This window comes from Haemophilus sp. HN_Hi08 (assembly GCF_049824455.1).
In the GTDB taxonomy this organism is placed as follows: domain Bacteria; phylum Pseudomonadota; class Gammaproteobacteria; order Enterobacterales; family Pasteurellaceae; genus Haemophilus; species Haemophilus influenzae_D.
The window spans coordinates 188,927-214,224 of the sequence record NZ_CP187493.1; the positions used below are offsets into that span (position 1 = coordinate 188,927).

General features: G+C 39.1%; 22 protein-coding genes and 2 tRNA genes. 6 read left to right on the forward strand and 18 right to left on the reverse strand.

What is annotated here, in order from left to right; genetic code table 11:
- Positions 1-31: 31 nt before the first annotated feature.
- The gene (gene pyrR, locus ACPT8O_RS00980) at positions 32-571 is read right to left on the reverse strand and encodes a bifunctional pyr operon transcriptional regulator/uracil phosphoribosyltransferase PyrR (protein ID WP_021034677.1); all 540 of its coding nucleotides are present in this window, start codon (positions 569-571) and stop codon (positions 32-34) included.
- Positions 572-702: 131 nt separating this feature from the next.
- Between pyrR and mazG the strand changes: the two genes are divergently transcribed.
- Positions 703-1,494: a nucleoside triphosphate pyrophosphohydrolase gene (mazG, locus tag ACPT8O_RS00985; RefSeq protein ID WP_021034676.1), complete on the forward strand. Its 792-nt coding sequence runs from the start codon at positions 703-705 to the stop codon at positions 1,492-1,494.
- A gap of 141 nt (positions 1,495-1,635) precedes the next feature.
- Here mazG and ACPT8O_RS00990 read toward each other — a convergent pair.
- The 5 genes from ACPT8O_RS00990 to mutY all read right to left on the reverse strand — a co-directional run bounded on the left by ACPT8O_RS00990 (position 1,636) and on the right by mutY (position 4,501).
- Positions 1,636-1,711: transfer RNA gene (locus ACPT8O_RS00990), tRNA-Asn, on the reverse strand.
- Positions 1,712-1,713: 2 nt separating this feature from the next.
- Positions 1,714-1,789, reverse strand: a tRNA-Phe gene (locus ACPT8O_RS00995).
- A 237-nt stretch (positions 1,790-2,026) separates the two neighbouring features.
- Entirely contained in the window at positions 2,027-3,100 is a 1,074-nt protein-coding gene (gene mltC, locus ACPT8O_RS01000; RefSeq protein ID WP_021034675.1) for a membrane-bound lytic murein transglycosylase MltC, read from the reverse strand.
- Between the two features lie 14 nt (positions 3,101-3,114).
- Positions 3,115-3,387 (reverse strand): oxidative damage protection protein, encoded by a 273-nt coding sequence (locus tag ACPT8O_RS01005; protein ID WP_005690347.1) that lies wholly within the window; start codon positions 3,385-3,387, stop codon positions 3,115-3,117.
- The gene (gene mutY, locus ACPT8O_RS01010; protein WP_021034674.1) at positions 3,365-4,501 is read right to left on the reverse strand and encodes an A/G-specific adenine glycosylase; all 1,137 of its coding nucleotides are present in this window, start codon (positions 4,499-4,501) and stop codon (positions 3,365-3,367) included. Before mutY ends, ACPT8O_RS01005 begins: the two co-directional genes overlap by 23 nt.
- 175 nt (positions 4,502-4,676) lie before the next feature.
- Between mutY and rpmE the strand changes: the two genes are divergently transcribed.
- Complete coding sequence (gene rpmE / locus ACPT8O_RS01015) at positions 4,677-4,889, forward strand: 50S ribosomal protein L31 (RefSeq protein WP_021034672.1); 213 nt, start codon at positions 4,677-4,679, stop codon at positions 4,887-4,889.
- Between the two features lie 77 nt (positions 4,890-4,966).
- Here rpmE and ACPT8O_RS01020 read toward each other — a convergent pair whose 3' ends face one another.
- On the reverse strand, positions 4,967-5,650 hold the full coding sequence (locus tag ACPT8O_RS01020; RefSeq protein ID WP_021034671.1) for a 2,3-diphosphoglycerate-dependent phosphoglycerate mutase: 684 nt from the start codon (positions 5,648-5,650) through the stop codon (positions 4,967-4,969).
- 175 nt (positions 5,651-5,825) lie between these two features.
- On the opposite strand from ACPT8O_RS01020, the gene envC reads away from it, so the two are divergent.
- Positions 5,826-7,058, forward strand: a complete 1,233-nt coding sequence (envC, locus tag ACPT8O_RS01025; protein WP_021034670.1) for a murein hydrolase activator EnvC — start codon at positions 5,826-5,828, stop codon at positions 7,056-7,058.
- Complete coding sequence (locus ACPT8O_RS01030; protein WP_021034669.1) at positions 7,058-7,900, forward strand: divergent polysaccharide deacetylase family protein; 843 nt, start codon at positions 7,058-7,060, stop codon at positions 7,898-7,900. The genes envC and ACPT8O_RS01030 overlap by 1 nt, the downstream gene beginning before the upstream one ends.
- Positions 7,901-7,929: 29 nt before the next feature.
- On the opposite strand, the gene murQ is transcribed toward ACPT8O_RS01030, so the two are convergent.
- From murQ to ACPT8O_RS01055, 5 genes are all read right to left on the reverse strand, one after another.
- Positions 7,930-8,841 carry an N-acetylmuramic acid 6-phosphate etherase gene (gene murQ, locus ACPT8O_RS01035; protein WP_021034668.1) on the reverse strand — a complete coding sequence of 304 codons (912 nt, stop codon included), beginning with the start codon at positions 8,839-8,841 and terminating at the stop codon, positions 7,930-7,932.
- A gap of 9 nt (positions 8,842-8,850) precedes the next feature.
- Positions 8,851-9,999, reverse strand: coding sequence for an anhydro-N-acetylmuramic acid kinase (locus ACPT8O_RS01040; protein ID WP_021034667.1), 1,149 nt, complete (start codon positions 9,997-9,999; stop codon positions 8,851-8,853).
- Positions 10,000-10,136: 137 nt separating this feature from the next.
- On the reverse strand, positions 10,137-14,030 hold the full coding sequence (purL, locus tag ACPT8O_RS01045; protein WP_021034666.1) for a phosphoribosylformylglycinamidine synthase: 3,894 nt from the start codon (positions 14,028-14,030) through the stop codon (positions 10,137-10,139).
- 353 nt (positions 14,031-14,383) lie between these two features.
- The gene (gene xerC / locus ACPT8O_RS01050; protein WP_021034665.1) at positions 14,384-15,271 is read right to left on the reverse strand and encodes a tyrosine recombinase XerC; all 888 of its coding nucleotides are present in this window, start codon (positions 15,269-15,271) and stop codon (positions 14,384-14,386) included.
- Positions 15,271-15,705 carry a GNAT family N-acetyltransferase gene (locus ACPT8O_RS01055; RefSeq protein WP_021034664.1) on the reverse strand — a complete coding sequence of 145 codons (435 nt, stop codon included), beginning with the start codon at positions 15,703-15,705 and terminating at the stop codon, positions 15,271-15,273. Before ACPT8O_RS01055 ends, xerC begins: the two co-directional genes overlap by 1 nt.
- 165 nt (positions 15,706-15,870) lie before the next feature.
- Between ACPT8O_RS01055 and tpiA the strand changes: the two genes are divergently transcribed.
- Positions 15,871-16,662 (forward strand): triose-phosphate isomerase, encoded by a 792-nt coding sequence (gene tpiA, locus ACPT8O_RS01060; RefSeq protein ID WP_021034663.1) that lies wholly within the window; start codon positions 15,871-15,873, stop codon positions 16,660-16,662.
- Between the two features lie 83 nt (positions 16,663-16,745).
- Here the strand turns inward: tpiA and glpE are convergent, their stop codons facing one another.
- The 3 genes from glpE to ilvY are packed head-to-tail and all read right to left on the reverse strand — an operon-like array spanning position 16,746 to position 18,852.
- On the reverse strand, positions 16,746-17,063 hold the full coding sequence (gene glpE, locus ACPT8O_RS01065) for a thiosulfate sulfurtransferase GlpE (protein ID WP_021034662.1): 318 nt from the start codon (positions 17,061-17,063) through the stop codon (positions 16,746-16,748).
- Entirely contained in the window at positions 17,064-17,942 is an 879-nt protein-coding gene (gene rarD / locus ACPT8O_RS01070) for an EamA family transporter RarD (protein ID WP_021034661.1), read from the reverse strand.
- Positions 17,943-17,973: 31 nt separating this feature from the next.
- Positions 17,974-18,852, reverse strand: a complete 879-nt coding sequence (gene ilvY, locus ACPT8O_RS01075) for an HTH-type transcriptional activator IlvY (protein ID WP_041175271.1) — start codon at positions 18,850-18,852, stop codon at positions 17,974-17,976.
- 461 nt (positions 18,853-19,313) lie between these two features.
- Between ilvY and ilvC the strand changes: the two genes are divergently transcribed.
- On the forward strand, positions 19,314-20,792 hold the full coding sequence (gene ilvC, locus ACPT8O_RS01080) for a ketol-acid reductoisomerase (protein ID WP_021034658.1): 1,479 nt from the start codon (positions 19,314-19,316) through the stop codon (positions 20,790-20,792).
- Between the two features lie 110 nt (positions 20,793-20,902).
- Here the strand turns inward: ilvC and glpC are convergent, their stop codons facing one another.
- From glpC to glpA, 3 genes are read right to left on the reverse strand one after another with little or no spacing between them, the layout of a single operon-like run.
- Positions 20,903-22,183: an anaerobic glycerol-3-phosphate dehydrogenase subunit GlpC gene (gene glpC, locus ACPT8O_RS01085; RefSeq protein ID WP_021034657.1), complete on the reverse strand. Its 1,281-nt coding sequence runs from the start codon at positions 22,181-22,183 to the stop codon at positions 20,903-20,905.
- 11 nt (positions 22,184-22,194) lie between these two features.
- Complete coding sequence (gene glpB / locus ACPT8O_RS01090) at positions 22,195-23,493, reverse strand: glycerol-3-phosphate dehydrogenase subunit GlpB (RefSeq protein WP_054249347.1); 1,299 nt, start codon at positions 23,491-23,493, stop codon at positions 22,195-22,197.
- Positions 23,483-25,174 (reverse strand): anaerobic glycerol-3-phosphate dehydrogenase subunit A, encoded by a 1,692-nt coding sequence (glpA, locus tag ACPT8O_RS01095; protein WP_005667659.1) that lies wholly within the window; start codon positions 25,172-25,174, stop codon positions 23,483-23,485. Before glpA ends, glpB begins: the two co-directional genes overlap by 11 nt.
- Between the last annotated feature and the right edge of the window lie 124 nt (positions 25,175-25,298).

Below are 25,298 nucleotides of genomic sequence, written 5' to 3' on the forward strand. Positions count from 1 at the left end.
AATTCTACTGAAGGTTCACAATAGACAAAATTTATTTCCCTAATATAACGACTTCGTAACTGCCATCTTGTTTTTCAGTGCGAACTTGGACAAGTTCATCACGACTTGTTGGCACATTTTTACCTACGTAATCAGCACGAATTGGTAATTCACGATGACCACGATCAACAAAAATCACTAATTCAATTTTTGCCGCTCGTCCAAAATCAGTAAGCGCATCCATTGCCGCTCGAATGGTTCGACCAGTAAATAACACATCATCAACCAAAATGACGGTTTTATCTTGAATATTCAAATATTGTGATGAACCACTATAAACTGGCATTTTATCTTCCTGATCCACCAAAGTTAAATCATCGCGATAAAAAGTGATATCCAGCTCCATTGAGGGTAAATTTATACCACTTAATTCTTCAACTCGACGTTGTAATAATTCAGCAATTTCCGCACCACGGCGTTTAATCCCAACAATCACAAGATCATCTAACGTTTGATGTTTTTCAATAATTTCGTGAGAAATACGCGAAATCGTGCGAAGAAAACGATCGTGGTCGATAATAATTTTTTCCATTTTTCCCAGCTTTATCAATAGTATTTCAATGCGCAAAGTATAAAGAAAATACGCCTAAAAAGCGATGGTATTTGCACCATTTTTATCCTTCGTTATACTATCCAAAACATTCCATCAAAGGAAATAAAATTATGCGCTACTCCATTCAAGATTTTATTCAACTCATTGCCCAACTTCGTAATCCAAATGGCGGATGCCCTTGGGATTTAAAACAAAATTATCAATCCATGATTCCTTGCTTAACGGAAGAAACTTACGAAGTAATCGAAGCGATTGAGAAGAAAGACATACCAAATTTACGCGAAGAATTAGGGGATTTATTGTTACAAGTCGTTTTCTTCAGCCAGCTTGCTACAGAAGATAAATACTTTACTTTTGATGATGTATTGCAAGATATCGCTGAAAAAATTGTGCGCCGTCATCCTCACGTATTTGGCGATGCAAAAGCTGGGGACGAAACAGAAGCCCTTTCCCGTTGGAACGAAATGAAAGCCAAAGAAAAACAAGGTAAAAGTGAAGAAACCTCTATTTTAGATAATGTGCCTCGTGCTTTTCCTTCTCTTACGCGAGCGGCAAAATTACAAAAACGTTGTTCAAAAGTAGGGTTTGATTGGGAAGAAATTTCACCCGTATTTGACAAAGTGCGGGAAGAATTAGAAGAAGTTCACGCTGAAATTAACCGCACTTCGATTGAACAAAATAAAGTGGAAGAAGAAATCGGCGATTTATTGTTCTCAACTGTCAATCTTGCTCGCCACTTAAAATGTGATCCTGAAGATGCATTGCGGAAAGCAAATTTAAAATTTGAACGTCGTTTTCGAGCGGTAGAACAAGCGGTTCAACAACAAGGTAAGCAAGTTAATGATGTGCCACTTATTGAGTTAGATTTGTTGTGGGATGAAGTGAAAAAACAAGAAAACTAATTGAGAAGTGCGGTAAAAATTAGCACAATCAAACAATCATCAGATCAATATTTCTCATCTAAATTATTATTAAGGATTTTAACAAATAGCAGTAAAAGAAAGCAAAAAGCCGCTAAATCTCTTTAGCGGCCTTTCTGAATTTGGCTCCTCCTGCGGGACTCGAACCTGCGACATATGGATTAACAGTCCACCGTTCTACCGACTGAACTAAGGAGGAAATGGTGCCTCGAGGCGGAATCGAACCACCGACACGGGGATTTTCAATCCCCTGCTCTACCGACTGAGCTATCGAGGCGTTATCGTTATTGGCTACTGCCTGACAACGGGGCGTATTAAACTATTTTTTCGGTTTTCGGTCAATAACTAAATTCAAAAAAAATGGAAAAAACATTTCATTTGAATAGTTAATCATCAATATGTTTATTAAAACAACGAAATAATAAAAACTATTTTAAAATTTGCCGCACTTTTTTAATAAAAAATGCTCGATGGTGTTAGCCAGAGAGCATTTTGATTATCTGAAAAAATTCAATTATCGTCTTACACGAAATTTTTTCTGTGCTTTATCTACTTTCAACAAATAATTGCGAGCTTGTGATGATGGGTGAGCAGTCGTTAGAATGCGATAAACTTGTTCTGGATACATTTGGTTGATTTTGTAAATCGCCGTATCCTTATCATTATCAAAAACACGTAATACAGCACCAGCACCACTATTATATGCAGAAATCATTGCGAAACGTTTTGAGGTTGGATTCGTAATTCCATCTAAATATTGATTTTGCAAAATCCACAAATAAGACACGCCAGCATCAATATTATTCGCAGGATCATATAAATAGCGCGTAGATGGCTGTCCACCTTTGCCTTTCATTGTAAACACATCTCGACCAGCGGTGTGAGGCACTACTTGCATTAAACCAATGGCATTGGCATAACTAATCGCATAAGGGTTAAAACTTGATTCTGTTTGCATAATACTCAAAATCAAACTTTCATCAATGCCATAACGTTGTGCAGCTTTACGAATCAATGGTAAATATTTTCGCGCACGCACTTCTACGTGATTTGCAATCATAGGAATAGAGACAAATTGCACGGTATGCCCATTCTGTAACCGACGAGTTTGCAATTTATTTTGAATCAAATAAGTGGCGAAATTACTTGCGATAACTTGATTAGCAATTTGTTGCCCTTGATGATCCACAACCTGCCCTAAAAGGAATGGGCGAAAGCTAATCGGCACATCTCCAGATGCAAATAAATCAATACCTTTTGCATCGGCACCCATTAACAAGGTATGAACAATCGCATTATGTAAACGATTTAGATCTCGTTGGGTTTCAATAACGATATTACCTTCATCAAAACTCACGTGGCTACGCGTATAAAAAGAATCTGTATATTTCACATAATCTTTACGGCTTGCCACTAATAATTCATTGACACCCCAAATACGGTCAATATTATGTGAAAATTGCCCAGTGAGAATATCTAACCCTTGCGTGTCTTTAGCAAAGGCTTCATCATAGTTAATACCTTGATTCAGTGAGTTACTACAAGCATACAAAAAAGGCAACAATGCCAATAATAAATATTTTTTCATTGTAGGATAGATAACTAATTTGATGGTGGAACATAGCCTTCAATATGAACATCTTTACCTTCAAACAAAAAATTAACCATTTCTTGTTCTAATAATTTACGGTGCTCTGCATTCATCATATTAAGTTTTTTTTCATTCACAAGCATCGTTTGTTTCTTAATCCATTCGCTCCAAGCCTGTTTACTTACTGAATCAAAAATACGCTTGCCCAACTCTCCCGGATAAAGTTGGAAATCTAAGCCTTCCGCTTCTTTTTTGAGATATTCACAAAATACTGTTCTTGCCATAATGATTCCTTACAAATTGTATTAAAAGATTTTTCACAGGCTGAGCCAGCCCGATCGATTCAGGATTTTGCGGATCATACCAATATTTGACCGCACTTGATAGGTTTGATTGGTATTCTTTTGAACTTTCCGCCACTTTTCGCCAGTCCAAATTAGCCTGCTCCACGCATAAAGTACTCTCCATTTCGGCGTAAATTGGATGAATATCTAAATGAAAATGGCTGAATGTATGTCGAAAACTCGACCATTCTTGATAATGCGTGACTTTTTCTTGGGCTAAAAAACGAAGCAACGAGGCTTTATCTTCAAATTGTGGAAAACAAAATAATCCGCCCCATAATCCCGAGTTTTCTCGCTGTTCCAAACATACTTTGCCATTTTTCGACAAAATTAAAAAATAGGTAGTTTTTTCTGGCATCACTTTTTTAGGTTTTTTAGCTGGAAATTTTTCCCAGTTTGCATTTTTATAAGCCAGACAATCCATATTTAACGGACAAAGATCGCATTTGGGCTTAGTTCTCGTGCAAACCATTGCACCAATGTCCATCATTGCTTGATTAAAATCTGCCACACGCGTCGTAGGTGTAACTTGCTCTGTTAATGTCCACAAGCGATTTTCTACTTTTTTCTCTCCACTCCATCCCTCAACAGCAAAATAACGCGCCAACACACGTTTCACATTACCATCTAAAATTGGATAAGGCTGATTTAAAACAGAAGATAAAATGGCACCAGCAGTCGAACGTCCCACTCCAGATAATGCCCAAACTTGCTCAAAATTTGTTGGGAAATTTCCATTAAATTCATCCCGCACTTTTTGAGCGGCTTTATGTAAATTACGCGCTCGTGCATAATAGCCCAAGCCCGTCCATAAATGTAACACTTCATCTTGTGAAGCATTGGCAAGTGCGATGATATTTGGAAATGTTTTGATAAACCGCTCAAAATAAGGAATTACCGTCGCAACTTGCGTTTGCTGTAACATCACTTCAGAAAGCCATACACCATAAAGCGTTTTATTTTGCTGCCAAGGTAAATGCTTACGTCCAAACTTGTCGTACCAAGCTAAAACAGATTTGGCAAATGGCGCATTGATGGAAGATTTTGCTAACATAAAAAGAAAAGTGCGGTTAAAAATGGGGATGATTTTACACGAAAATAGAGCTTGTTTATCTGTATTTTTTCAGTATAATTCGCAACCTATTTGGTGCCAATTATGGCGTATTATTCACTCACGCGGTGTAGGGAGAAAGTTCCTATAGCGGCGTGGCTTCATTTTGAGGTTTTCTATGAAACAAGGTATTCATCCAGAATATAAAGAAATTGCTGCGACTTGTTCTTGCGGTAATGTGATCAAAACACGTTCAACTTTAGGCAAAGACATCAACCTTGATGTGTGTGGTAACTGCCACCCATTCTACACTGGTAAACAACGTGTTGTTGATACTGGTGGTCGTGTTGAGCGTTTCAACAGCCGTTTCAAAATTCCAAGCACAAAATAATTTGGACTTGTTTAAAAACCCCGCCAATTTGCGGGGGTTTGTTTTATAAAACTAGCACTACAATACGTTGAACTTAATTAAAGATAATAATGTTCTACGTAATTTAATTTATCATCAAGTTTTAAAACTAAAGGCTGACCTGTTGGAATTTCAAAATCCATAATTTCAGCATCAGAAATACCGATAATATGTTTTGCCAACGCACGGAGTGAGTTACCGTGAGCAACCACTAAAACACGTTTGCCAGAAAGCATTGCCGGCGCAATTTGATCTTCCCAGAATGGAAGTGCACGTTCTAATGTTAATTTTAAATTTTCTGCGTTTGGCACAACATCAGATGGAACATTAGCATAACGGCGATCATTGTGTGCAGAGTTTGGATCTTGTGGATCTAGATCCGGTGGAGAAATATCATAAGAACGACGCCAAATATGAACTTGTTCGTCACCGTATTGCTCCGCAGTCGCTTTTTTATCTAAACCTTGCAAAGCACCGTAGTGACGTTCATTTAAACGCCAGTTTTTCACTTGCGGAATCCATAATTGGTGGGATTCTTCTAACACGATGTTACAAGTTTTGATTGCTCGAGTTAAAACAGAGGTAAATGCGATGTCGAATTCATAACCTTTGTCTAACAACTTTTTACCCGCAGCTTTTGCTTCTTCTACGCCGCGTTCTGTTAAATTTACATCACGCCAACCCGTGAATAAGTTTTTCGCATTCCATTCACTAAAACCGTGACGGATAAATACTAATTCCATAAGAATCTCCTAATGTTTTCAAATAAAAAGAACGCACATTTTATAGCAAAAAATCCTTAGCTTTAAAAGTTAAAAGGGATGATTTCCTGATCTTTAACAAAAAATAACCATCAAACTTTTTCGCCTTTTCACAAATATGATAAGATTTGCGAGTTTTACGGATTTAGGATGAATTATGTTGCGTTTAGGCGTTAATCAAAAAACATCATTATTATTAACCGCACTTTTAAGCTGCGGTTTATTAATATTTTCGCCTGTCAGCCAATCTTCCGATCTCAATCAAATTCAAAAACAAATTAAGCAACAAGAATCTAAAATTGAGAAGCAAAAACGTGAGCAAGCTAAGTTGCAAGCGAATTTAAAAAAACACGAGAGTAAAATTAACACTGTTAAGGGAGAACTGCTTGAAACCCAAATAAGTTTAAAGGAAATTCGTAAGCAAATTGCCGATGCAGATAAGCAGCTCAAACAATTAGAAAAACAGGAACGTGAGCAAAAAACACGATTAGCTAAACAAACGGATATAATTTACCGTTCAGGCATTAATCCATCGCTGATTGAACGAATGTTTGCCCAAGATCCAACAAAAGCAGAGCGAATGAAAGTTTATTATCAGCATTTAAATCAAGTTCGGATTGAAATGATTGATCATTTAAAAGCAACGCAAGCACAAATTGCAGTACAAAAAGAGGCGATTCTCGCTCAACAAAAAAACCACCGAAATCAACTTTCCACACAAAAAAAACAACAACAAGCATTGCAAAAAGCACAGCAAGAGCATCAATCTACGCTGAATGAACTCAATAAAAATTTAGCCCTAGATCAAGATAAATTGAATGCATTAAAAGCAAACGAACAAGCACTTCGTCAAGAAATTCAACGAGCAGAACAAGCAGCGCGCGAACAAGAAAAACGTGAAAGAGAGGCACTTGCGCAACGCCAAAAAGCTGAAGAAAAACGAACATCAAAACCTTATCAACCCACTGTGCAAGAACGACAATTACTTAATAGTACAAGCGGTTTAGGGGCGGCAAAAAAACAATATTCCTCACCAGTGTCTGGTTCAATTTTGCATACTTTTGGTTCTATCCAAGCAGGCGAAGTACGTTGGAAAGGTATGGTAATTGGCGCATCAGCAGGCACGCCTGTTAAAGCAATTGCTGCTGGACGTGTCATTTTAGCAGGATATTTGAATGGCTATGGTTATATGGTTATTGTTAAACACGGTGAAACTGATTTAAGTTTATATGGCTTTAATCAAGCGGTGTCAGTGAAGGTTGGTCAGCTTGTTTCAGCAGGGCAGGTTATTGCTCAAGTAGGAAATACAGGGGAAATATCACGTTCTGCGCTTTATTTTGGTATTAGCCGTAAAGGAACGCCAGTAAATCCTGCAGGGTGGATTCGTTGATGAATATTCTGATAGAAAGTGCGGTAAAAAATTTCATTATTTTTTCTACCGCACTTTATGCCTCTTTTTCTTTTGCTCAAAGCAAACTTGCGATTGTCATTGATGATGTAGGCTATCATTCCAAGGAAGATGCAGCAATTTTTGCGATGCCGCGTGAAATATCGGTGGCAATTATCCCTGCAGCACCCTATGCTCGAGTACGTAACCAAGAAGCGAAATCTCAAGGCAGAGATATTTTAATCCATATGCCGATGCAACCAATTAGTGCAATTAAAATCGAAGACGGTGGATTACATTTAGGAATGTCTGCAACACAAGTAAATGATCGCGTTAATACCGCTAAAAATATTGTACGTGATGCCATCGGTATGAACAATCATATGGGCAGTGCAGCAACGGCCGATCCCCAATTAATGACTTATTTAATGACCGCACTTCAAGAAAAACATTTATTCTTTTTAGATAGTCGAACAATAGGAAAATCTGTCGCAGGAAAAATAGCAAAAGAACAAGACGTGCGTTCATTAGATCGCCATATATTTTTAGATGATAGTAACGAATTCGCAGACGTTCAACGTCAATTTAAAGCAGCAATTCACTATGCCAGAAAACACGGCACCGCCATTGTCATTGGTCATCCTCGACCAAATACCATTGCGGTGTTACAAGCAGGACTTCGTAATTTACCCGAAGATATTCAATTAGTCGGAATGGGAAATTTATGGCGAAATGAAAAAGTTATTCCGCCCAAGCCATTTATTTTATTATTCAGCGAAATGCCAGCGCCAACCTCAATGGGACCTTTTGAGCCTGTAGAATTATTACGAGGCGTACCAAAATAAAAAACTGATGTTTAAATTAGTTTTTTATCTTATTTAACAAGCGCATTTCTCAATTTACCTTGATGCCTTTCTAACAATACTTTCGCTTCTGATTTTGATAAATTGCTTAAAATCATCATAATCGCCAGTTTGGCGTTTTGATCTGCTTCAATTAATGTCTGCTCAGCGAGCATTTTATCGCAATCCGTTGCTTGCATTACGATACGCACGGCGCGTGCTTTAAGCTTTTCATTACTGGCTTGTACATCGACCATCAAATTTTCGTAACATTTACCCAATAAAATCATACTTGCCGTAGTCAGCATATTCAGTACCATTTTTTGTGCGGTACCAGATTTTAAGCGACTAGATCCCGTCAATATTTCAGGGCCAACAATAGTCTCAATCGCAATATCGGCTATCTCAGCCATCACAGATTTTGGATTACTCGCAATAGAAATTGTCAATGCACCAAGAGATTTAGCATACTGAAGACCTGCAATAACATAAGGTGTGCGGCCACTTGCAGCGATACCAACTAATACATCATTTTTTGAGAAATTTATACTTTGTAGATCCTCAAGTACAGCTTTCATATTGTCTTCCGCCCCTTCAACAGGATGACGGATAGCATGTTCGCCCCCCGCAATAATACCTTTGACCATTTCCGAAGATACACCAAATGTAGGGGGACATTCTGACGCATCCAATACGCCAAGACGACCACTTGTGCCTGCACCAATATAAATTAAACGCCCTCCTTGTTGAAAAGCCTGCACAATTTGCTCTACCGCCAACGAAATCTGCGGTAAACAGCTTTCAATCGCAAGTGGCACAAGTTTATCTTCTTCATTCATTAATCGAACAATTTCTAAAGCAGTTTGACGATCAATATCAACTGAATTCGGATTTCGTTGTTCCGTAATTAACGTGGATAAACTTCTTAATATAATGTCATTCATATTTTGACCTTAGTCTTTAGGAAAAATAGCCCCCAAACTAACCGCACTTTTTGCGCCAGTTACGCTAGGCAGGTTTGCTGGTAAATTGTTCATTCGACAATAAGCCAACCAAGCAAAAGCAGCGGCTTCTACATAATCAATATCAAAACCTTGCTCTGTCGTTGTACCAACCTGCCAATCGAGTAAATTATCATGCAATCCACACATAATTAAACTATTCTTGGCACCGCCACCACATACTAATAAACGTTTTGGTAAATCTGTTTGAGGCTGATTTAGTGCATTAACAATGCTTGTTACCGTCAATTCAACAAGGGTCGCTTGCACATCCTCTGGACGCAAAGACATTTCAACTGAAAGTGCGGTCAATTTTTCCCTTGTTTTTGCTATTTTTTGATTTAACCAATCAAGATTAAATAGCTCTCTCCCAGTACTCTTGGGCGCAGGTAAAGAAAAGAAAGGTTCATTTAATAATTCATCAAGCAGAACTTTATTCACGTTGCCTTTTGCAGCCCACTTGCCATTTTCATCATAACGAAGCCCTTGATGTTTTTCGATCCACTGATCTAATAAGGTATTGCCTGGCCCCATATCAAAACCGATAACAGCTTGATTTGGAAACAAAATAGACACATTACTAATCCCGCCAATATTTAAAACAGCTGTAGCAAAATTAGAATTTGAAAATACCGCCTCGTGAAACGCAGGTACAAGAGGTGCACCTTGCCCTCCCCAAGCCATATCCTTACGGCGAAAATCGCCAATAACCGAAATACCTGTTTTAGCGGCAAGTAAATTCATATCGCCTAATTGCATTGTAAAGGGAAATTGTGAATTTGGAGAATGCCATACCGTCTGCCCGTGGCAACCAATAGCCTGAATTTGATTTGGCAAAAGAGCATTTTTCTGTAGAAAAGCATTGACACAATCACTGTATAGCAAGGCAAGTTTATGATCCAGTTCGCCTAAATTTTGTAGAGTTGTTTCGCCTGCTTGAACAAGTGTAGTTAATTTCTCACGTAAATCTTCTGGCATCGGAAAAAAATCAGATAAGATAAGTTGAGGATCTTGAGAAAAATCAACCAACCCAATATCCACACCATCTAAGCTAGTGCCAGACATCATACCAAGATAATATTGAGGTTTCATATTAATCATTTCTATATTTCTATTTTGATGATTATATCGCTAACTTAACAATAAAAATAATTACATAAAATTGAAAACACCGAAGCGCAGTGAAAATCTGTTAGATTTCCACCGCACTTTTTTAGCGTTCAACTCCATTTATTTCTCTAAAATACCATTCTTGCATTTCTGAATAATCTCATCCACGCACCGTCTTCTGTCCAGTTTTCTGGGTGCCAAGAGTTACTCACAGCACGGAACACGCGTTCAGGGTGTGGCATCATAATAGCAACTCGCCCATCCAGATTTGTAATTGCAGTAATGCCCTCCACAGAGCCATTCGGATTGGCAGGATATAGTTCGGTAGGGTTACCGTTATTGTCGATGTATTGTGCGGCAATGATGCCTTGTGCTTTTAAGCCTACAAGCTGTTCAGCTGATTTAAACTTAACTTGCCCTTCCCCGTGGGAAACCGCAATGGGCATATGTGAGCCAGCCATTCCTGCAAACCAAGCTGAAGCCACTTCATTAATTTTCACTAAACTCACACGCGCTTCAAAGCATTCAGATTTGTTGCGTACAAAACGTGGCCAGTTTTCTGTACCAGGGATAATTTCCGCCAAGTTAGAGACCATTTGACAGCCATTACATACACCTAAGGTCAGTGTGTTTGGATTGATAAAAAACTGGCTGAATTGCTCGTGTAATTTCGGGTTAAATAAGATGGATTTTGCCCAACCACCCCCTGCGCCAAGCACATCCCCGTAAGAGAAACCGCCACAAGCAACCATTGCATTGAATTCAGCTAAATTGCGACGGCCAGTCATTAAATCAGACATATGCACGTCAATTGCATTAAAGCCTGCACGATCAAATGCTGCTGCCATTTCATAATGGCTATTTACACCTTGTTCACGCAAAATTGCAATGGTTGGTTTTACACCTTTATTGATAAATGGTGCAGTAATATCTTCGTTCACATCGTAAGTCAAAAATGCGGATAAACCTTTGTCGTCAGGGTTTTTCTTAGCTTCAAACTCTTGCTCAGCACAATCTGGATTATCGCGTAAGCGTTGCATTTGGTAAGTTAATTCCGCCCAAATACTACGTAATTCAGTGCGTTTTTCGCTGAATAATTTATGGCTGCCGCGGTTGATCTCAAAGCGATCATCAGCAGTTACCGTACCAAGTTGATGGGTAATACCAAGCAAATTGTGAGCTTTCAACACCTCACGTACGCTTTCTAATTGGCTGTCGGCAACTTGGATAACCGCCCCCAATTCTTCGTTAAATAATACCGCTAAATCATTTTTGCCTAAGGCGGAAATATCAACTTCTACCCCACAATGCCCTGCAAACGCCATTTCTGCAAGGGTTGTGATTAAACCACCGTCCGAACGGTCGTGATAGGCAAGTAATTTTCTTTCTGCGACTAAAATTTGCATTGCGTTGTAGAAATCTTTTAAGCGTTGAACCTTTACCACATCGGCAGGCTTGTCTCCTAACTGTTTGTACACTTGAGCAAGTGCGGTGGCACCTAATCGATTATTGCCTTCGCCTAAATCAATTAATAATAAGCGCGATAAACCTTTGTCGATACGAAGTTGTGGCGTAAGCGTTTTACGTACATCTTCTACACGAGCAAAAGCGGAAATTACTAATGAAAGTGGGGCGGTCACTGATTTTTGTTCGCCATTATCGATCCAAGTGGTTTTCATCGACATTGAATCTTTACCCACAGGAATAGTTAAGCCTAACGCAGGACAAAGTTCTTCGCCCACAGCTTTTACTGCTTCATAAAGTCCTGCATCTTCTCCTGTGTGACCTGCTGCACTCATCCAATTAGCAGAAAGTTTAATACGTTTCATCTCGCCAATATGGGTGCCTGCAATGTTAGTAATCGCCTCCGCCACCGCTAAACGTGCAGAAGCCGAGAAATCTAGCAAGGCAACTGGAGAGCGTTCTCCCATTGCCATTGCTTCGCCGTGATAGCTATCTAATGAAGCTGTAGTAACTGCCACATCAGATACAGGAATTTGCCAAGGTCCCACCATTTGATCACGGGCTACCATTCCTGTTACCGAGCGATCACCAATAGTAATTAAGAAAGTTTTTTCTGCAACAACGGGTAAACGTAATACACGGTGAAATGCTTCTTTTAATTGAATACTTTCCGTTGTAATCGATTGATTTTCCACCGTTTTTGAGGAAACCTCGCGTGTCATTTTAGGCGTTTTGCCTAATAACACATTCATTGGTAAATCAATTGGATTATTATCGAAATAACTATCGTGCAAAGTTAAATGTTCCTCTTCAGTCGCTTCGCCAATCACTGCAAAAGGGGCTCGTTCACGCTCACAAAGTGCGGTAAATAATTCGAGGTTTTCTGGCGCAACGGCTAATACATAACGTTCTTGCGATTCGTTACACCAAATTTCCAATGGCGACATACCTTTTTCATCACAAAGAATAGAACGCAGATCAAATTTTCCTCCACGCTTGCCATCGTGCACCAATTCAGGCATCGCATTAGATAAACCACCCGCCCCCACATCGTGAATAAACAGGATTGGATTTTCTTCCCCTAATTGCCAACAGCGGTCAATAACTTCTTGGCAACGGCGTTCCATTTCTGGATTTTCACGTTGAACAGAAGCAAAATCTAAATCTTCTTTTGATTTTCCACTATTCATCGAAGAAGCTGCACCACCACCTAAACCGATGTTCATCGCTGCCCCACCCAGCACAATCAATTTAGCACCGACTGAAATTTCGCCTTTTTGAACCTGTTCGCCACGAATGTTACCGATTCCGCCCGCCAACATAATCGGCTTGTGATAACCACGCACTTCTTTACCAGCAAAACTGTTTACTGTTTCTTCATAAGTACGGAAATACCCCGATAATACTGGACGACCAAATTCATTATTAAATGCCGCACCACCTAAAGGCGCATCTATCATAATATCTAAAGCTGAAGCAATGCGATTTGGTTTAGACAATGGATCTTCCCAAGGTTGTTCAAAGTTTGGAATAGCGAGGTTAGACACCGAGAAACCTGTTAAACCCGCTTTTGGTTTTGCTCCACGCCCCGTAGCCCCTTCATCACGAATTTCTCCGCCCGAACCTGTTGCCGCACCGGGAAATGGCGAAATGGCAGTGGGATGGTTATGTGTTTCCACTTTCATTAAAATGTGCGCATCTTCTTGATGAACACGATATTGCCCATCTGGATCAGGAAACCAACGCCCGACTTTCGAACCTTCCATTACTGCAGCATTATCTTTATAAGCAGAAAGCACAAAATCAGGCGTTTGCTCAAAGGTATTTTTAATCATTTTAAACAGCGATTTATCCTGTTTTTTACCATCAATAATCCAATCGGCATTAAAAATTTTATGACGGCAATGTTCCGAATTTGCTTGTGCAAACATATAAAGTTCAATGTCGTGTGGATTGCGGTTTAACGCCGTGAAGTTTTCGACTAGATAGTCCATCTCATCATCTGCCAACGCCAAGCCCAAGGCAATATTCGCCTGTTCTAATGCTTGACGACCACCATTTAAAATATCAATGGTGGTTAATGCTTTAGGTTCTTGTTGAGTGAAAAGCAAGGCTGCTTCTGTTTCGTGATTTAACACGGTTTCTAACATACGGTCGTGTAATAAATCTTTCAGCGTAGCCAATTCTGCTTCGGTTAAATTACGTTCAATATTGAAATAATAGGCTATACCACGTTCAATACGATTTACCTTTGACAAACCACAATTGTGAGCGATGTCTGTCGCTTTTGAAGACCAAGAGGAAATTGTCCCCACTCGTGGAGTCACAATTAAACAATATTCTGTGGGCTTGAGTTCAGAAAACATTGATCCATAATGCAACAATGCTTGTAATTTAACGATTTCATCTTCTACAAGCAATGTTTTTTGTTCAACAAAATGCAAATACTCTGTGTAAACTGACGTAATAGGCAATTGATATTGCTGACATTTTTGTTGAAGCTGAGTTAAACGAAATTCAGAAAGCGCAGGCGAGCCACGAAAGGTTTTGACAGTCATATTGCAGTTCCGTATAAAAGAAAAGTAAAAAAACGGACGCATTATAACGAACAAAGCAAACGTTTGCATTCAAAATAAAACAATAAGATTTATGTTCAAACATACTTCCTATTTTTCCAAAAATACTATCCCCAACCATCTCAACACGGAAAACTTTGCTTATCACACAAAATATAAACTCTTCAAAAAGGAAATTCATAAATACATTATATAAATGACGCTAAAAAATAGAGCTTTCACTATTACCAAACTTACACAATTCATTTCCAATATTCAGCAATCCTCACTTTACGTCTCATTGACACACTCTAATCTTTCATCATTTAATAGTTTCTCTTTTTATATAACACTTTTTATTTCTTCCTTTTTGCTCTTGGGTGTGTTTGATCATACACTTCCGCTAAATGTTGAAAATTTAAGTGGGTATAAATTTGTGTGGTGGAAAGGTTACTATGCCCGAGCAATTCTTGTACCGCACGCAAATCAGAACTAGCTTCCAACATATGCGTCGCAAAGGAATGACGCAGTTTGTGCGGATTGAGGTGGATATTTAAGCCTTGGCGAATGCCCCAGGTTTCCAAACGTTTTTGAATGGCTCGATGAGAAATGCGATTTCCAAGCTGGCTAACAAATAACGCCTCATCTTTTGGGTTAAATAACGACCGCACTTTTAACCATTCCTGAATGGCATGCGAAGCATAACGCCCAAACGGCACTACACGCTCTTTTTTGCCTTTCCCGATAACGCGCACTTCCCGCACTCGGGTATTAATGCTGTTTAAATCTAAGCCTTGTAATTCAGATAAACGTAAACCTGAACTATACATTAATTCCAAAATCGCACGATCACGTATATCAATCGGCTCTTTGCTATCGTTTGCAAGCAGCTGTTGAACTTGCTCGCCATCCATATTTTTCGGTAAATGCTTGCCTTGTTTTGGTGCGGAAATACCTGTAGCAGGGTTTACTTTCAATTCTCCCTGTTGCACTAAAAAACTGAGAAATCGACGCAATGCGGATAAACGTAAAGCCAAGCTTTTTTCTTTTAGGCCTTGTTTTTTGCTTTCCGCCAAAATAAAGCGCACCACGCTGGGTGTCACTTGTGCCCAAGCATGAATGTCTTGTTGTGCTAAGATTTTGATGATGGCATCAAGTTGATGTTGATAATTGGTGAGCGTGTGAGGGCTCATTTGGCGTTCAATCCGCAAATAATCCCAATAACGATTTAACGCAGTTAGCATTACAGACTCAATTCAAATAAACGTTCTTTTGGGTTCAATTTAAACCCTTCCGATTCCAACATTGAATATTGATTTTGCGCTAATTCCGCTACTAAACGATTTGATTGCGTAAAATGTACAAAGTCTTTTGCTTTAGAAATCAACGCCGCATAAATTTCTGTTTGTTGAGGATGTTCTAACACAAAAATATCGGTAATTTGCCAATAGCGTTGTAATTGTAAAGAAGAAAGGCGAGGGAAAAGCTGCACAAAGCCAATAGCCTTTTCATTTTCATCCACCGCAATAAAAAACAGGCTTTCATTAAAACGCATACGATTAGTTAAAAAAGCCAAGGTGCGTTCTGGATTCTCTGCTTGTCCATAGGCTTGGCGATAGGCTTCAAAAAGAGGAAGAAGCACGTCAATATTCCATTGTTCAGCTTTGAAAAGTTTCATAATTGGTTATTTTTTATTGGTTCCATACAGGTAATTGTAGCTTTTTAGCACAAGATAATCATCTTTCTATGAGAATTTTTTTAATTTTATGATCTTCTGCAAAGAATCGTGGTGAAATTTTGGTATAGTAAGCAAGTTAATTTTATCAACTATGGAGAAACAAAAATGGCACGTCGTCCTTTAGTGATGGGTAACTGGAAATTAAACGGTTCCAAAGCGTTCACCAAAGAATTAATCGAGGGATTAAAAGCAGAATTACATGATGTAACAGGTTGTGATGTAGCAATTGCCCCCCCCGTTATGTATTTAGGTACGGCTGAAGCAGCACTTTCTGGTTGTGGTTGCAGCTGTGGCGGTAAAAGTGTGGTTCAATTAGGCTCACAAAACGTTGATGTGAACGTAAAAGGTGCATTTACTGGCGATATTTCAACTGAAATGTTAAAAGATTTCGGGGCAAAATATATCATTATTGGACACTCTGAACGCCGCACTTATCATAAAGAAAGCGACGAATTTATCGCGAAAAAATTTGCCGCACTTAAAGAAGCAGGTTTAGTGCCAGTATTATGTATCGGCGAATCGGAAGCAGAAAATGAAGCAGGCAAAACAGAAGAAGTGTGTGCACGTCAAATTGATGCAGTAATCAACGCATTAGGTGTTGAAGCATTCAACGGTGCAGTGATCGCATACGAACCAATCTGGGCGATCGGTACGGGTAAATCTGCGACTCCAGCACAGGCGCAAGCCGTTCATGCATTTATCCGTGGTCACATCGCTGCCAAATCTCAAGCCGTGGCAGAGCAAGTGATTATCCAATACGGTGGTTCTGTAAATGATGCAAATGCCGCTGAATTATTTACTCAGCCAGACATCGACGGTGCATTAGTGGGTGGCGCATCATTAAAAGCTCCTGCATTTGCAGTAATTGTAAAAGCAGCGGCAGCAGCAAAAAACTAATTTTCAGTTAATTAGAATAACAACAAAAGTGCGGTAAATTTTTACCGCACTTTTTTATATCTTATATATTTTTGATGAATGGGTTAGTAAGCGGTATCAATCGGTAATTCTGCTCTGCACCATCCATCAAATCCGCCAATCATACTAAATACATTTTCATAGCCTTGTTCCACGAGAAAAGTCGCTACATTGCGACTACTCACGCCGTGATAACAACTCACAATAATAGGCGAGTCAAAATCTGCTAGCTCTTCAAATTGCAAAAAACTTTGGTTGGTTAAATGAAAAGCACCTTTAGGATGTGAATAAGCAAAGCGCATATTATCTCGAATATCGACTAATATCGCGCCTTGTTGCATCATTTCCCAAGCTTTCTGTGGGATTATTTCTTTAAATGACATTTATAAACTTCTTTTTGCGTGTTGTTTGTACACGCCATCAATCATAACAAGAATCATCGCGATGACTAAACAAATAAAAAGTGGGTAGCTTTCGCTATCAATTTGTTCTCCGATCAAAAATGATACGCATAGCATCATAATAGTTTCAACATAACCAAGCAGACCGAGTAAATTCATAGGAAGCATATTACTGGCTATTACATAGGCAATTAACGCAGTACCGCTGATTAATCCTAGTAATACAAGCAGCCCCCAAATATTAGGATTACTTTGTTCGACCACTGAGAAATCTGTTTGCATCGCAAAATAAATACTGACAGGAATAAGGCTTAACATTTCTAAACAAAAGGAAGCAAGATCGGTATTTTTTAACGCTTTTCGGATAGAAAAATACGCGGTGTAACCTAAACAGATAACAATGGCTTCCCAAGAAAGACCGCCTTTTAACACAATATTAGAAATTACGCCTAATGTTGCAATGATAACTGCAATAAATTTGAATGTTGAAATGCGTTCTTTAAAAAACACGCGACCTGCTGCCACCATTACAATTGGTAAAAGTAGATAACCAAAAGATACACTTAATGAACTGCCATTATTCGGTGCCCAAAGAAAAAGCCACATTTGAAAACCCATTAATAATCCGCAAAGTAAATACGACAATGCTAAGTACGGTCGTTTTTGAATGCGTTTTAAACGTTCAATTAAAGCCGCTTTTTGTTTAAATAATGTGACGGACAACAGGACAAAAGGAAAAGTAAATATCATCCGATAACCGAAAATATCTGTACCACTCAAAGGTTTGAGTAACGTAGAAAAATAATACATATAGCCAAATAGAAAAGAGGCTAATAATGAAACGAGAATACCTTTAAACATAAGAAATCCTTATTTTAAACCATTATTTATTCTATTCTAACATCGCCCAAAATGCACGGACTAGGGGCTGTTCGAGATTTCTTTTTTGGGTGCAAATACCTAATTCAAAAGGCTCAATAGGCTTATCAAGATTAAGTTTGGAAATTTGGTTATTCATTGGGCTGCTGTCAATTACTGCATCAGGTAACATTGCTAATCCAAATCCTAATCCCACCATCGGCACAATTCCTTCGTGCCCCGCAACAGTTGCATAAATTTTCGGATGTTTTATTTGTTTCTCTCGTAGCCATTGTTCAATCCGCTGCCGAGCGTGTCCTTCAACAGGGAAAATAAAAGGCATTTGCTGCCAATCAATAGGTTTTTCTTGCAGTAATTGTGTCGCCAAACAAGCCACCCGTGGGGCAATTAGGGACAAACTAATATCATCTATTTTATGAAACACTACACTAGACGGCAGATTATTCGGTTTGCCCGCAAGTGCGAGATCGACTTGTTGTGCTTGAATTAACTCTAGTGCTAACGCTGGATCACCCGTAGTCAGTTGAATTTCCACTTTAGGATAACGCTGGCGAAACTGTTTAAGCACCTGCGGAAGATGGCTATAGGATGCTGTTACAGAGCAAAAAAGTTTAATTTCACCGCAAAGTTCATCGGATTCATCTTTAAGTTGTTGTTTAAATTGTTGCCAGTTTTGCCATTCTGTTTTAGCAAATTGCAAAAATTTCTCGCCATATTCAGTAAGTTTGACTTGGCGATTATCACGGATAAAAAGTGTCCTCCCTAACTCGTCTTCCAACCGTTGAATTTGACGGGAAAGCGTGGAGGGGGACATGTGGTTTTGGGTGGCGGTTTTAGCAAAGTTTTTTGTGTCACTGAGATGAATGAATATTTGTAGGTCAGTAAATTCCATAATTTCTTCTTTTATTTTATTTAATTTCGGGTTTCGCCGATGGCGACCTACTTTTTCTTTGCTCGTGCAAAGCAAAAGTAGGCAAAAAGAAAACACGCCCTGCTTTGCCTTATTTCCTGAGAAATTGAAAACTTGCTTAACGGAAATTTTCGTCTGTTTGAGCGTAGCGAGTTCAGCAAATTGCCGTTAAGAAAATTGAAACAAAGCAAAGAGCTGCGATTTAATTGGGGCGTGTTTTCTTTGCCTACTTTCTTTTACACGAGTAAAAGAAAGTAGGTCGCTCATCGAGCGAAATACGATACCAATCCACAAAAAAACAACATGATTGCACAAATCGCAACATTACATTCCCATAATATCACTTTACGCAATCATAAAAAATCCTATAATCAAACCACAACAAAAAAATATGCAAACACAACATCATACAATTATCAACCTTACACAATTAAGGACAAAAAATGGCTAACTATTTCAACACTTTAAATTTACGTCAAAAATTAGACCAATTAGGTCGTTGTCGTTTTATGGATCGCGAAGAATTTGCAGATGAAGCAAACTTCTTAAAAGGCAAAAAAATCGTTATCGTGGGCTGTGGTGCACAAGGTTTAAACCAAGGTTTGAATATGCGTGATTCTGGCTTAGATATTAGCTATGCCTTACGCCCTGAAGCAATTGCAGAAAAACGTGCGTCATTCCAACGTGCAACCGAAAATGGTTTTAAAGTGGGTACTTATGAAGAATTAATTCCAACTGCAGATTTAGTCGTAAACTTAACGCCAGACAAACAGCACTCTAAAGTAGTTGTTGATGTGATGCCTTTAATGAAAAAAGACTCTGCATTTGGTTATTCACACGGTTTCAACATTGTTGAAGTAGGCGAAGAAATTCGTAAAGACATTACTGTTGTGATGGTTGCACCAAAATGCCCGGGTACTGAAGTACGTGAAGAATACAAACGTGGTTTCGGTGTGCCAACATTAATTGCGGTTCACCCTGAAAATGACCCGAAAGGCGAAGGTATGGCGATCGCAAAAGCATGGGCTGCTGCAACTGGCGGTCATAAAGCAGGTGTTTTAGAATCTTCATTCGTGGCAGAAGTAAAATCCGACTTAATGGGTGAGCAAACTATCCTTTGCGGTATGTTACAAGCAGGTTCTATCGTATGTTATGACAAATTAGTGGCAGACGGTAAAGATCCTGCATACGCAGGTAAATTAATCCAATACGGTTGGGAAACCATTACCGAAGCGTTAAAACAAGGTGGTATCACATTAATGATGGATCGCCTATCAAACAGTGCAAAATTACGTGCATTTGAACTAGCTGAACAAATCAAAGAAAGCCTTGGTTTCTTATACTACAAACACATGGATGACATCATCAGCGGTCACTTCTCTGCAACCATGATGGCAGACTGGGCAAATGGCGATAAAGATTTATTCGCATGGCGTGAAGCAACAGGTAAAACAGCCTTTGAAAATGCACCAAAATATGATGGCAAAATTAGCGAACAAGAATACTTTGATAACGGCGTATTAATGATTGCAATGGTTAAAGCTGGTGTAGAATTAGCCTTTGATGCGATGGTTGCAAGCGGTATTTATGAAGAATCAGCTTACTACGAATCACTTCACGAATTACCATTAATTGCGAACACCATCGCACGTAAACGCTTATACGAAATGAACGTGGTAATTTCAGATACTGCAGAATATGGTAACTATTTATTCTCTAACGTAGCAACCCCAATTCTTGCAAAAGAAATTATCCCTAACCTTCAAAAAGGTGACTTGGGCGAGCCTACTCCAGCAGCGGAAATCGATAACATCACCTTACGCGATGTAAACGATGCAATTCGTAACCACCCTGTTGAATTAATCGGTCAAGAATTACGTGGTTATATGACAGATATGAAACGTATTGCTGTTGCAGGTTAATGTTAAATTGAACTAAATTAAAAACCGACTTTATCAATATAAAGTCGGTTTTTTCATAGATAAAATTAATCATAAAAATGCACGTTAATTACAACGTGCATTTTTCTTATTTAAGCATCCATCGACATACAAAGTAAAGTTAATGGATGAATACAGGTCACGTTAGATGACATATCAATTTGCCATTTACAGGTTTGACATTCAGATATAACATAATCAAATCCACCCTCGTTAATATTATCGAATAGATTTTTACCAATAGATTGTGAAATTTCATAGTTTTCTGATTTAAAACCGTAAGTCCCCGCAATACCACAGCATTGGCTAGGTAACATAATGATTTCTAAACCCGGAATTTTTTTCAACACTTCCAAAGTATAAGGTGCCCAACCAGCTTTATCTACGTGACAAGCGGTGTGATAAGCCACTCGAAGTTTAAGTGGTTTTAACGGTAATGTTTTACCTTCTTTGAAAAGCTGATATAAAAATGGGGTTACCATATGGATATGCGGACGGACTTTGGCGTTGTCGATACCTAAAATATGATGGTATTCGTCGCGTAAATTAAGAGAGCAACTTGATGCCTCACTAATCACATCTATTCCATTTTCATCTACCATTTTTCCAATATAATCGGTATTAAATTGTGCAATATTACGAGCGCGATTAGGAAAACCGTTTACCATTAATGGTAAACCACAGCATTTTTCTTTTTCTAATAACATTACCCCAATGTTCATTGCATTGAACACTTTAAGAAATTCTTTGCCAAGCTGTGGATTATTATAATTAACATAACAACCGTGGAAATATGCTACTTTTCGCTCAAATTTTTGTTGGTCTTGTAACGCATTTTTCATATACCAGCTACGGAATGTACCAAACGCATATTTAGGTAAAGTACGTTCTTTACTGATTTTAAGTGTTTTTTCCAACATAAATTTAGTGGCTTTCAGACCCGTAATGGTGTTCACAATGGGAGCAAGTGGAGTATTAATTTTACCCATTACATCTGTGTTACTTAAAATCGCATCACGCAATTTATTCATTAACGGTTTTTTAGACTGCGCTAAGTGATTATTACGCGCACGTACAATTAAATCGCCAATTTTCACATCAGACGGACACGCCACTTCACAACGTTTACAGTTGGTGCAATATTTAAGTGCTTCATCATAAAGTTCTGCTGATTTTAAGCGTAAACGCTCGCCATCAGGCCCTGATTGTTTTGGACCAGGATAAAGCGGATTGTTGCGTGAAACCGGACAAACAGCAGTACAAGCCGTACATTTAATACAGCTTTCAAAACTTTCGTCGATATATTTATGGCTTTCAGGCGAATTAAGGGATTGTTTTGCACTATCAATGAGTCGTTGAATATTATTATCCATATTATTCCCCCTTATTTCGCTAAGATTTCATCTGCCACTGCCAAGGCAGTTACAACAGCGACACCCGAACCACAACCAAGCTCAAGGGCATTAAAACCACCAATCACATTACCGACGGCATATAAATTCGTTAAAAATTGACCGCACTTTTGCACTTGGCATTGAGCATTAATTGCTACGCCTGCTGATTGATAAGGTTGTGGATGTGCAAAGCGATGAACAGTCCAAGTGAAACGATCTTTCTGGTTGAAACCTTCAACACCGATAATATCGGATTCAAAAACAGGTTCATAAATCTTATCAAATTCGGAAATAAGCCCTTTGCTGAAGAAACTTCCTGAAGCCAATACAAAATTATCTGCAGTGATTTCTTCATTTTCTAGCAAACGAGTGTTGATACAACGTACTTTATTTCCTTCAAATGTTGCATTCAATGCACTGTCGCCATTAATCATTAAACCACCAAGGGATTCAAATTTATGGCGTAATTGGATACGTTGGCGCATACCGAGCAATGATGGTGGCAGCGTTGGTAATTCAAATAATGCAAGTTTAGTTGCATCACGAAGTGCGGTCATAAATTCTTGGTTTTCTAAACCAAAGCAAGCAGGTAAAAATACCGCTTCTGCACCTTGCGCTGATTCTATGATTTCTTTAACTAAGTCTTTAAAAGCGAGTTTGTGTTCTAGAAGTTGAGAGATATTGACACTACGGAATTCTCGGGCATTTTTACGAAGTTCATCTAATTGTGGAATATTTAAGAAACCACTTGTTACTTCACAATGCTCAAATTGTGGATTTAACACCAAATTTGCGGCTAAAAGTTGTGGTTGAAAATCGTGATAACCTTCAATACCAAGCACCGCAATACGTTTATGTGGAAAAGGTTCATTGCCTTGCACAGTTGGCACGCTATTTGGCGAAAGCCACGCACCGCGTAAACTGCCTAAGCCTGTTACACGCCAATGGTTCTTTTCCGTAGAACCAATTAAATCAAGATGTAATTCATTGGCTAAACGTTCAAAATCTTGTGCTTTAGCAAGCACTTTCTCAGCACCCAATAAACTATAAGGGTGGGCAGGTAATTCATTACGAAGTGCGGTGATATTTTCTTTTAAATTTTCTACCGCGCGACTTTCCCCATATGTCGTTGATGGCATACGGCTTAATAAATCTAAAGAGCCAGATGCAAAATCAATGGCTGCTTGACCGTTGTTGATAATCACGCAACGTTTACCGCATTGTTGAAGGGCGATGCCACAGGTTAAACCCGCCAAACCACCGCCAATAATGGCTACATCAAAATTCATTGCTATCCGTCCCTTGTTGTGCTTGTTCATCAAGCGGTTTCACATCATTTAAACCTAATACGCTACCATACATCCAAGAAGTAAATTCGGCTTCGCGAATAGCTTCCCCCCAAGCAATTGGTTCAATACCACGCCAGCGTTCTTCCATAAAAGCAGAAAGTTGAGTGGTTGATTGACGTGGTGTTGCCACTTCAAAACGATTCATTAGTCCTGCAGCACGACAAGCACAGAGTTCAGCTTGACAAGTTCCCATTCCAACTCGGGAGCGACGACGTAAATCGACGAGATTATTTACATCCAGTTCATCAACAGCGTAACGAACTTCCCCCGCTGTTACCGCTTCACATTCGCAAACCATTGAACGATCTAAACGTTCTTTTTCAAGCAAACGAGTAGCCCGTGAACCGTGACGATATACGGCAGAATAACGAATAGTACTTGGTAATGAAATAACTTTTTGATTAGTTTCTTGGCGGCTTTCAGTCGAACCTGGTAGAGCCTGTTCAGCAGTAACACAACGAGCCGTTTTATTGAGTTTTTTACAAACAAGGTCAGTCGCCCATTCAGCCATTAAACGATAAGTCATTAACTTACCGCCAGTGATTGTAATAAAGCCATCTAAGCCATCACGCTCTGCGTGGTCAAGTAGTACAATACCACGACTCACATTTCGACCTGATGGATCATCATCACTCGCAACTAATGGTCGCACCCCAGCATAAGCACGTAATACGCGAGTATGACGTAAGCTCGGTGCAAGTTTTTCTCCCTCACGGAAAAGAATATCCACTTCCTCTGGCGTTACTTCCATATTATCAATTTGATCATAAGGAATGCGGCTAGATGTTGTTCCTATAACACAAATTGTATCGCCAGGTACGAGAATATCCGCATCAGCAGGTTTACGGCAGCGGTTAATCACAAGTTTATTAATGCGATGGCCCATTACGAGCAATGCGCCTTTTGCAGGGAACATTTTAATTTTGAGATCGGCATATTCCGCAATCCCTTGTCCCCAAATACCACTAGCATTTACAACAAGCGGTGCAAAAAATTGGCGTTCTCTGCGATTTTTGTGATCGTACACATTTACGCCAATCACTTTTCCACCTTCACGAATCAAATTTTTTACTTCGCAATAAGTGAACATTTTTGCACCGTTTTCTGTCGCATCCATCATATTAGAGGCGGTTAAACGGAATGGGTCAATAGAACCATCTGGCACAACAACAGCGCCCACTAAATCAGGGTTTACTGAAGGTTCCATAATTTTAGCTAGTTCAGGATCAATGGCTTGCGCATCAATTCCAGATTTTGCACAGCTCTCAAGGAAGGTTTTTTGATAGTCGAGCGAATCTTCAGGCAAAGTGATAAATAAGCCTTCCGTTTCATCTACGCAATGACGTGCAATTTTGCGCAAAATGCGGTTTTCTTTAATACATTCTTCAGCAGATTCTTGGTCGTTCACGGCGTAACGCGCACCACTGTGTAATAATCCGTGGTTACGTCCTGTGGCGCCTGTCGCAATATCTCGACGTTCCAATAAAATACAATCAATGCCACGAAGTGCGCAATCGCGCGCAATACCTGCTCCTGTTGCGCCACCACCGATAATGATCACATCAGTGCTAAGTGACGAAAGATCTCCAACATCTTTATAGATACTAGGCGATAATCCCATTGTTTACCCCCGATTCCCAAAATGTAATAAAAAATAATATAAAAAGTGTAATCATTGTAGAGAAGTGCGGCAAAATTAACAACATTTTGAGCGTAAAAGAAAACTATTTTGTGATATTGATCAC

Excerpts from the sequence above, each read along its gene's own strand:
- ACPT8O_RS01030 (WP_021034669.1), top strand. The coding sequence starts at position 7,058 with ATGAATATTCTGATAGAAAGTGCGGTAAAAAATTTCATTATTTTTTCT.
- ACPT8O_RS01055 (WP_021034664.1), bottom strand. The coding sequence starts at position 15,705 with ATGAAACTTTTCAAAGCTGAACAATGGAATATTGACGTGCTTCTTCCT.
- ilvC (WP_021034658.1), top strand. The coding sequence starts at position 19,314 with ATGGCTAACTATTTCAACACTTTAAATTTACGTCAAAAATTAGACCAA.
- purL (WP_021034666.1), bottom strand. The coding sequence starts at position 14,030 with ATGACTGTCAAAACCTTTCGTGGCTCGCCTGCGCTTTCTGAATTTCGT.
- glpC (WP_021034657.1), bottom strand. The coding sequence starts at position 22,183 with ATGGATAATAATATTCAACGACTCATTGATAGTGCAAAACAATCCCTT.
- mltC (WP_021034675.1), bottom strand. The coding sequence starts at position 3,100 with ATGAAAAAATATTTATTATTGGCATTGTTGCCTTTTTTGTATGCTTGT.
- murQ (WP_021034668.1), bottom strand. The coding sequence starts at position 8,841 with ATGAATGACATTATATTAAGAAGTTTATCCACGTTAATTACGGAACAA.
- glpA (WP_005667659.1), bottom strand. The coding sequence starts at position 25,174 with ATGGGATTATCGCCTAGTATCTATAAAGATGTTGGAGATCTTTCGTCA.
- xerC (WP_021034665.1), bottom strand. The coding sequence starts at position 15,271 with ATGCTAACTGCGTTAAATCGTTATTGGGATTATTTGCGGATTGAACGC.
- ACPT8O_RS01040 (WP_021034667.1), bottom strand. The coding sequence starts at position 9,999 with ATGATTAATATGAAACCTCAATATTATCTTGGTATGATGTCTGGCACT.
- tpiA (WP_021034663.1), top strand. The coding sequence starts at position 15,871 with ATGGCACGTCGTCCTTTAGTGATGGGTAACTGGAAATTAAACGGTTCC.
- glpB (WP_054249347.1), bottom strand. The coding sequence starts at position 23,493 with ATGAATTTTGATGTAGCCATTATTGGCGGTGGTTTGGCGGGTTTAACC.
- envC (WP_021034670.1), top strand. The coding sequence starts at position 5,826 with ATGTTGCGTTTAGGCGTTAATCAAAAAACATCATTATTATTAACCGCA.
- ACPT8O_RS01020 (WP_021034671.1), bottom strand. The coding sequence starts at position 5,650 with ATGGAATTAGTATTTATCCGTCACGGTTTTAGTGAATGGAATGCGAAA.
- ilvY (WP_041175271.1), bottom strand. The coding sequence starts at position 18,852 with ATGGAATTTACTGACCTACAAATATTCATTCATCTCAGTGACACAAAA.
- pyrR (WP_021034677.1), bottom strand. The coding sequence starts at position 571 with ATGGAAAAAATTATTATCGACCACGATCGTTTTCTTCGCACGATTTCG.
- ACPT8O_RS01005 (WP_005690347.1), bottom strand. The coding sequence starts at position 3,387 with ATGGCAAGAACAGTATTTTGTGAATATCTCAAAAAAGAAGCGGAAGGC.
- rpmE (WP_021034672.1), top strand. The coding sequence starts at position 4,677 with ATGAAACAAGGTATTCATCCAGAATATAAAGAAATTGCTGCGACTTGT.
- mutY (WP_021034674.1), bottom strand. The coding sequence starts at position 4,501 with ATGTTAGCAAAATCTTCCATCAATGCGCCATTTGCCAAATCTGTTTTA.
- rarD (WP_021034661.1), bottom strand. The coding sequence starts at position 17,942 with ATGTTTAAAGGTATTCTCGTTTCATTATTAGCCTCTTTTCTATTTGGC.
- glpE (WP_021034662.1), bottom strand. The coding sequence starts at position 17,063 with ATGTCATTTAAAGAAATAATCCCACAGAAAGCTTGGGAAATGATGCAA.
- mazG (WP_021034676.1), top strand. The coding sequence starts at position 703 with ATGCGCTACTCCATTCAAGATTTTATTCAACTCATTGCCCAACTTCGT.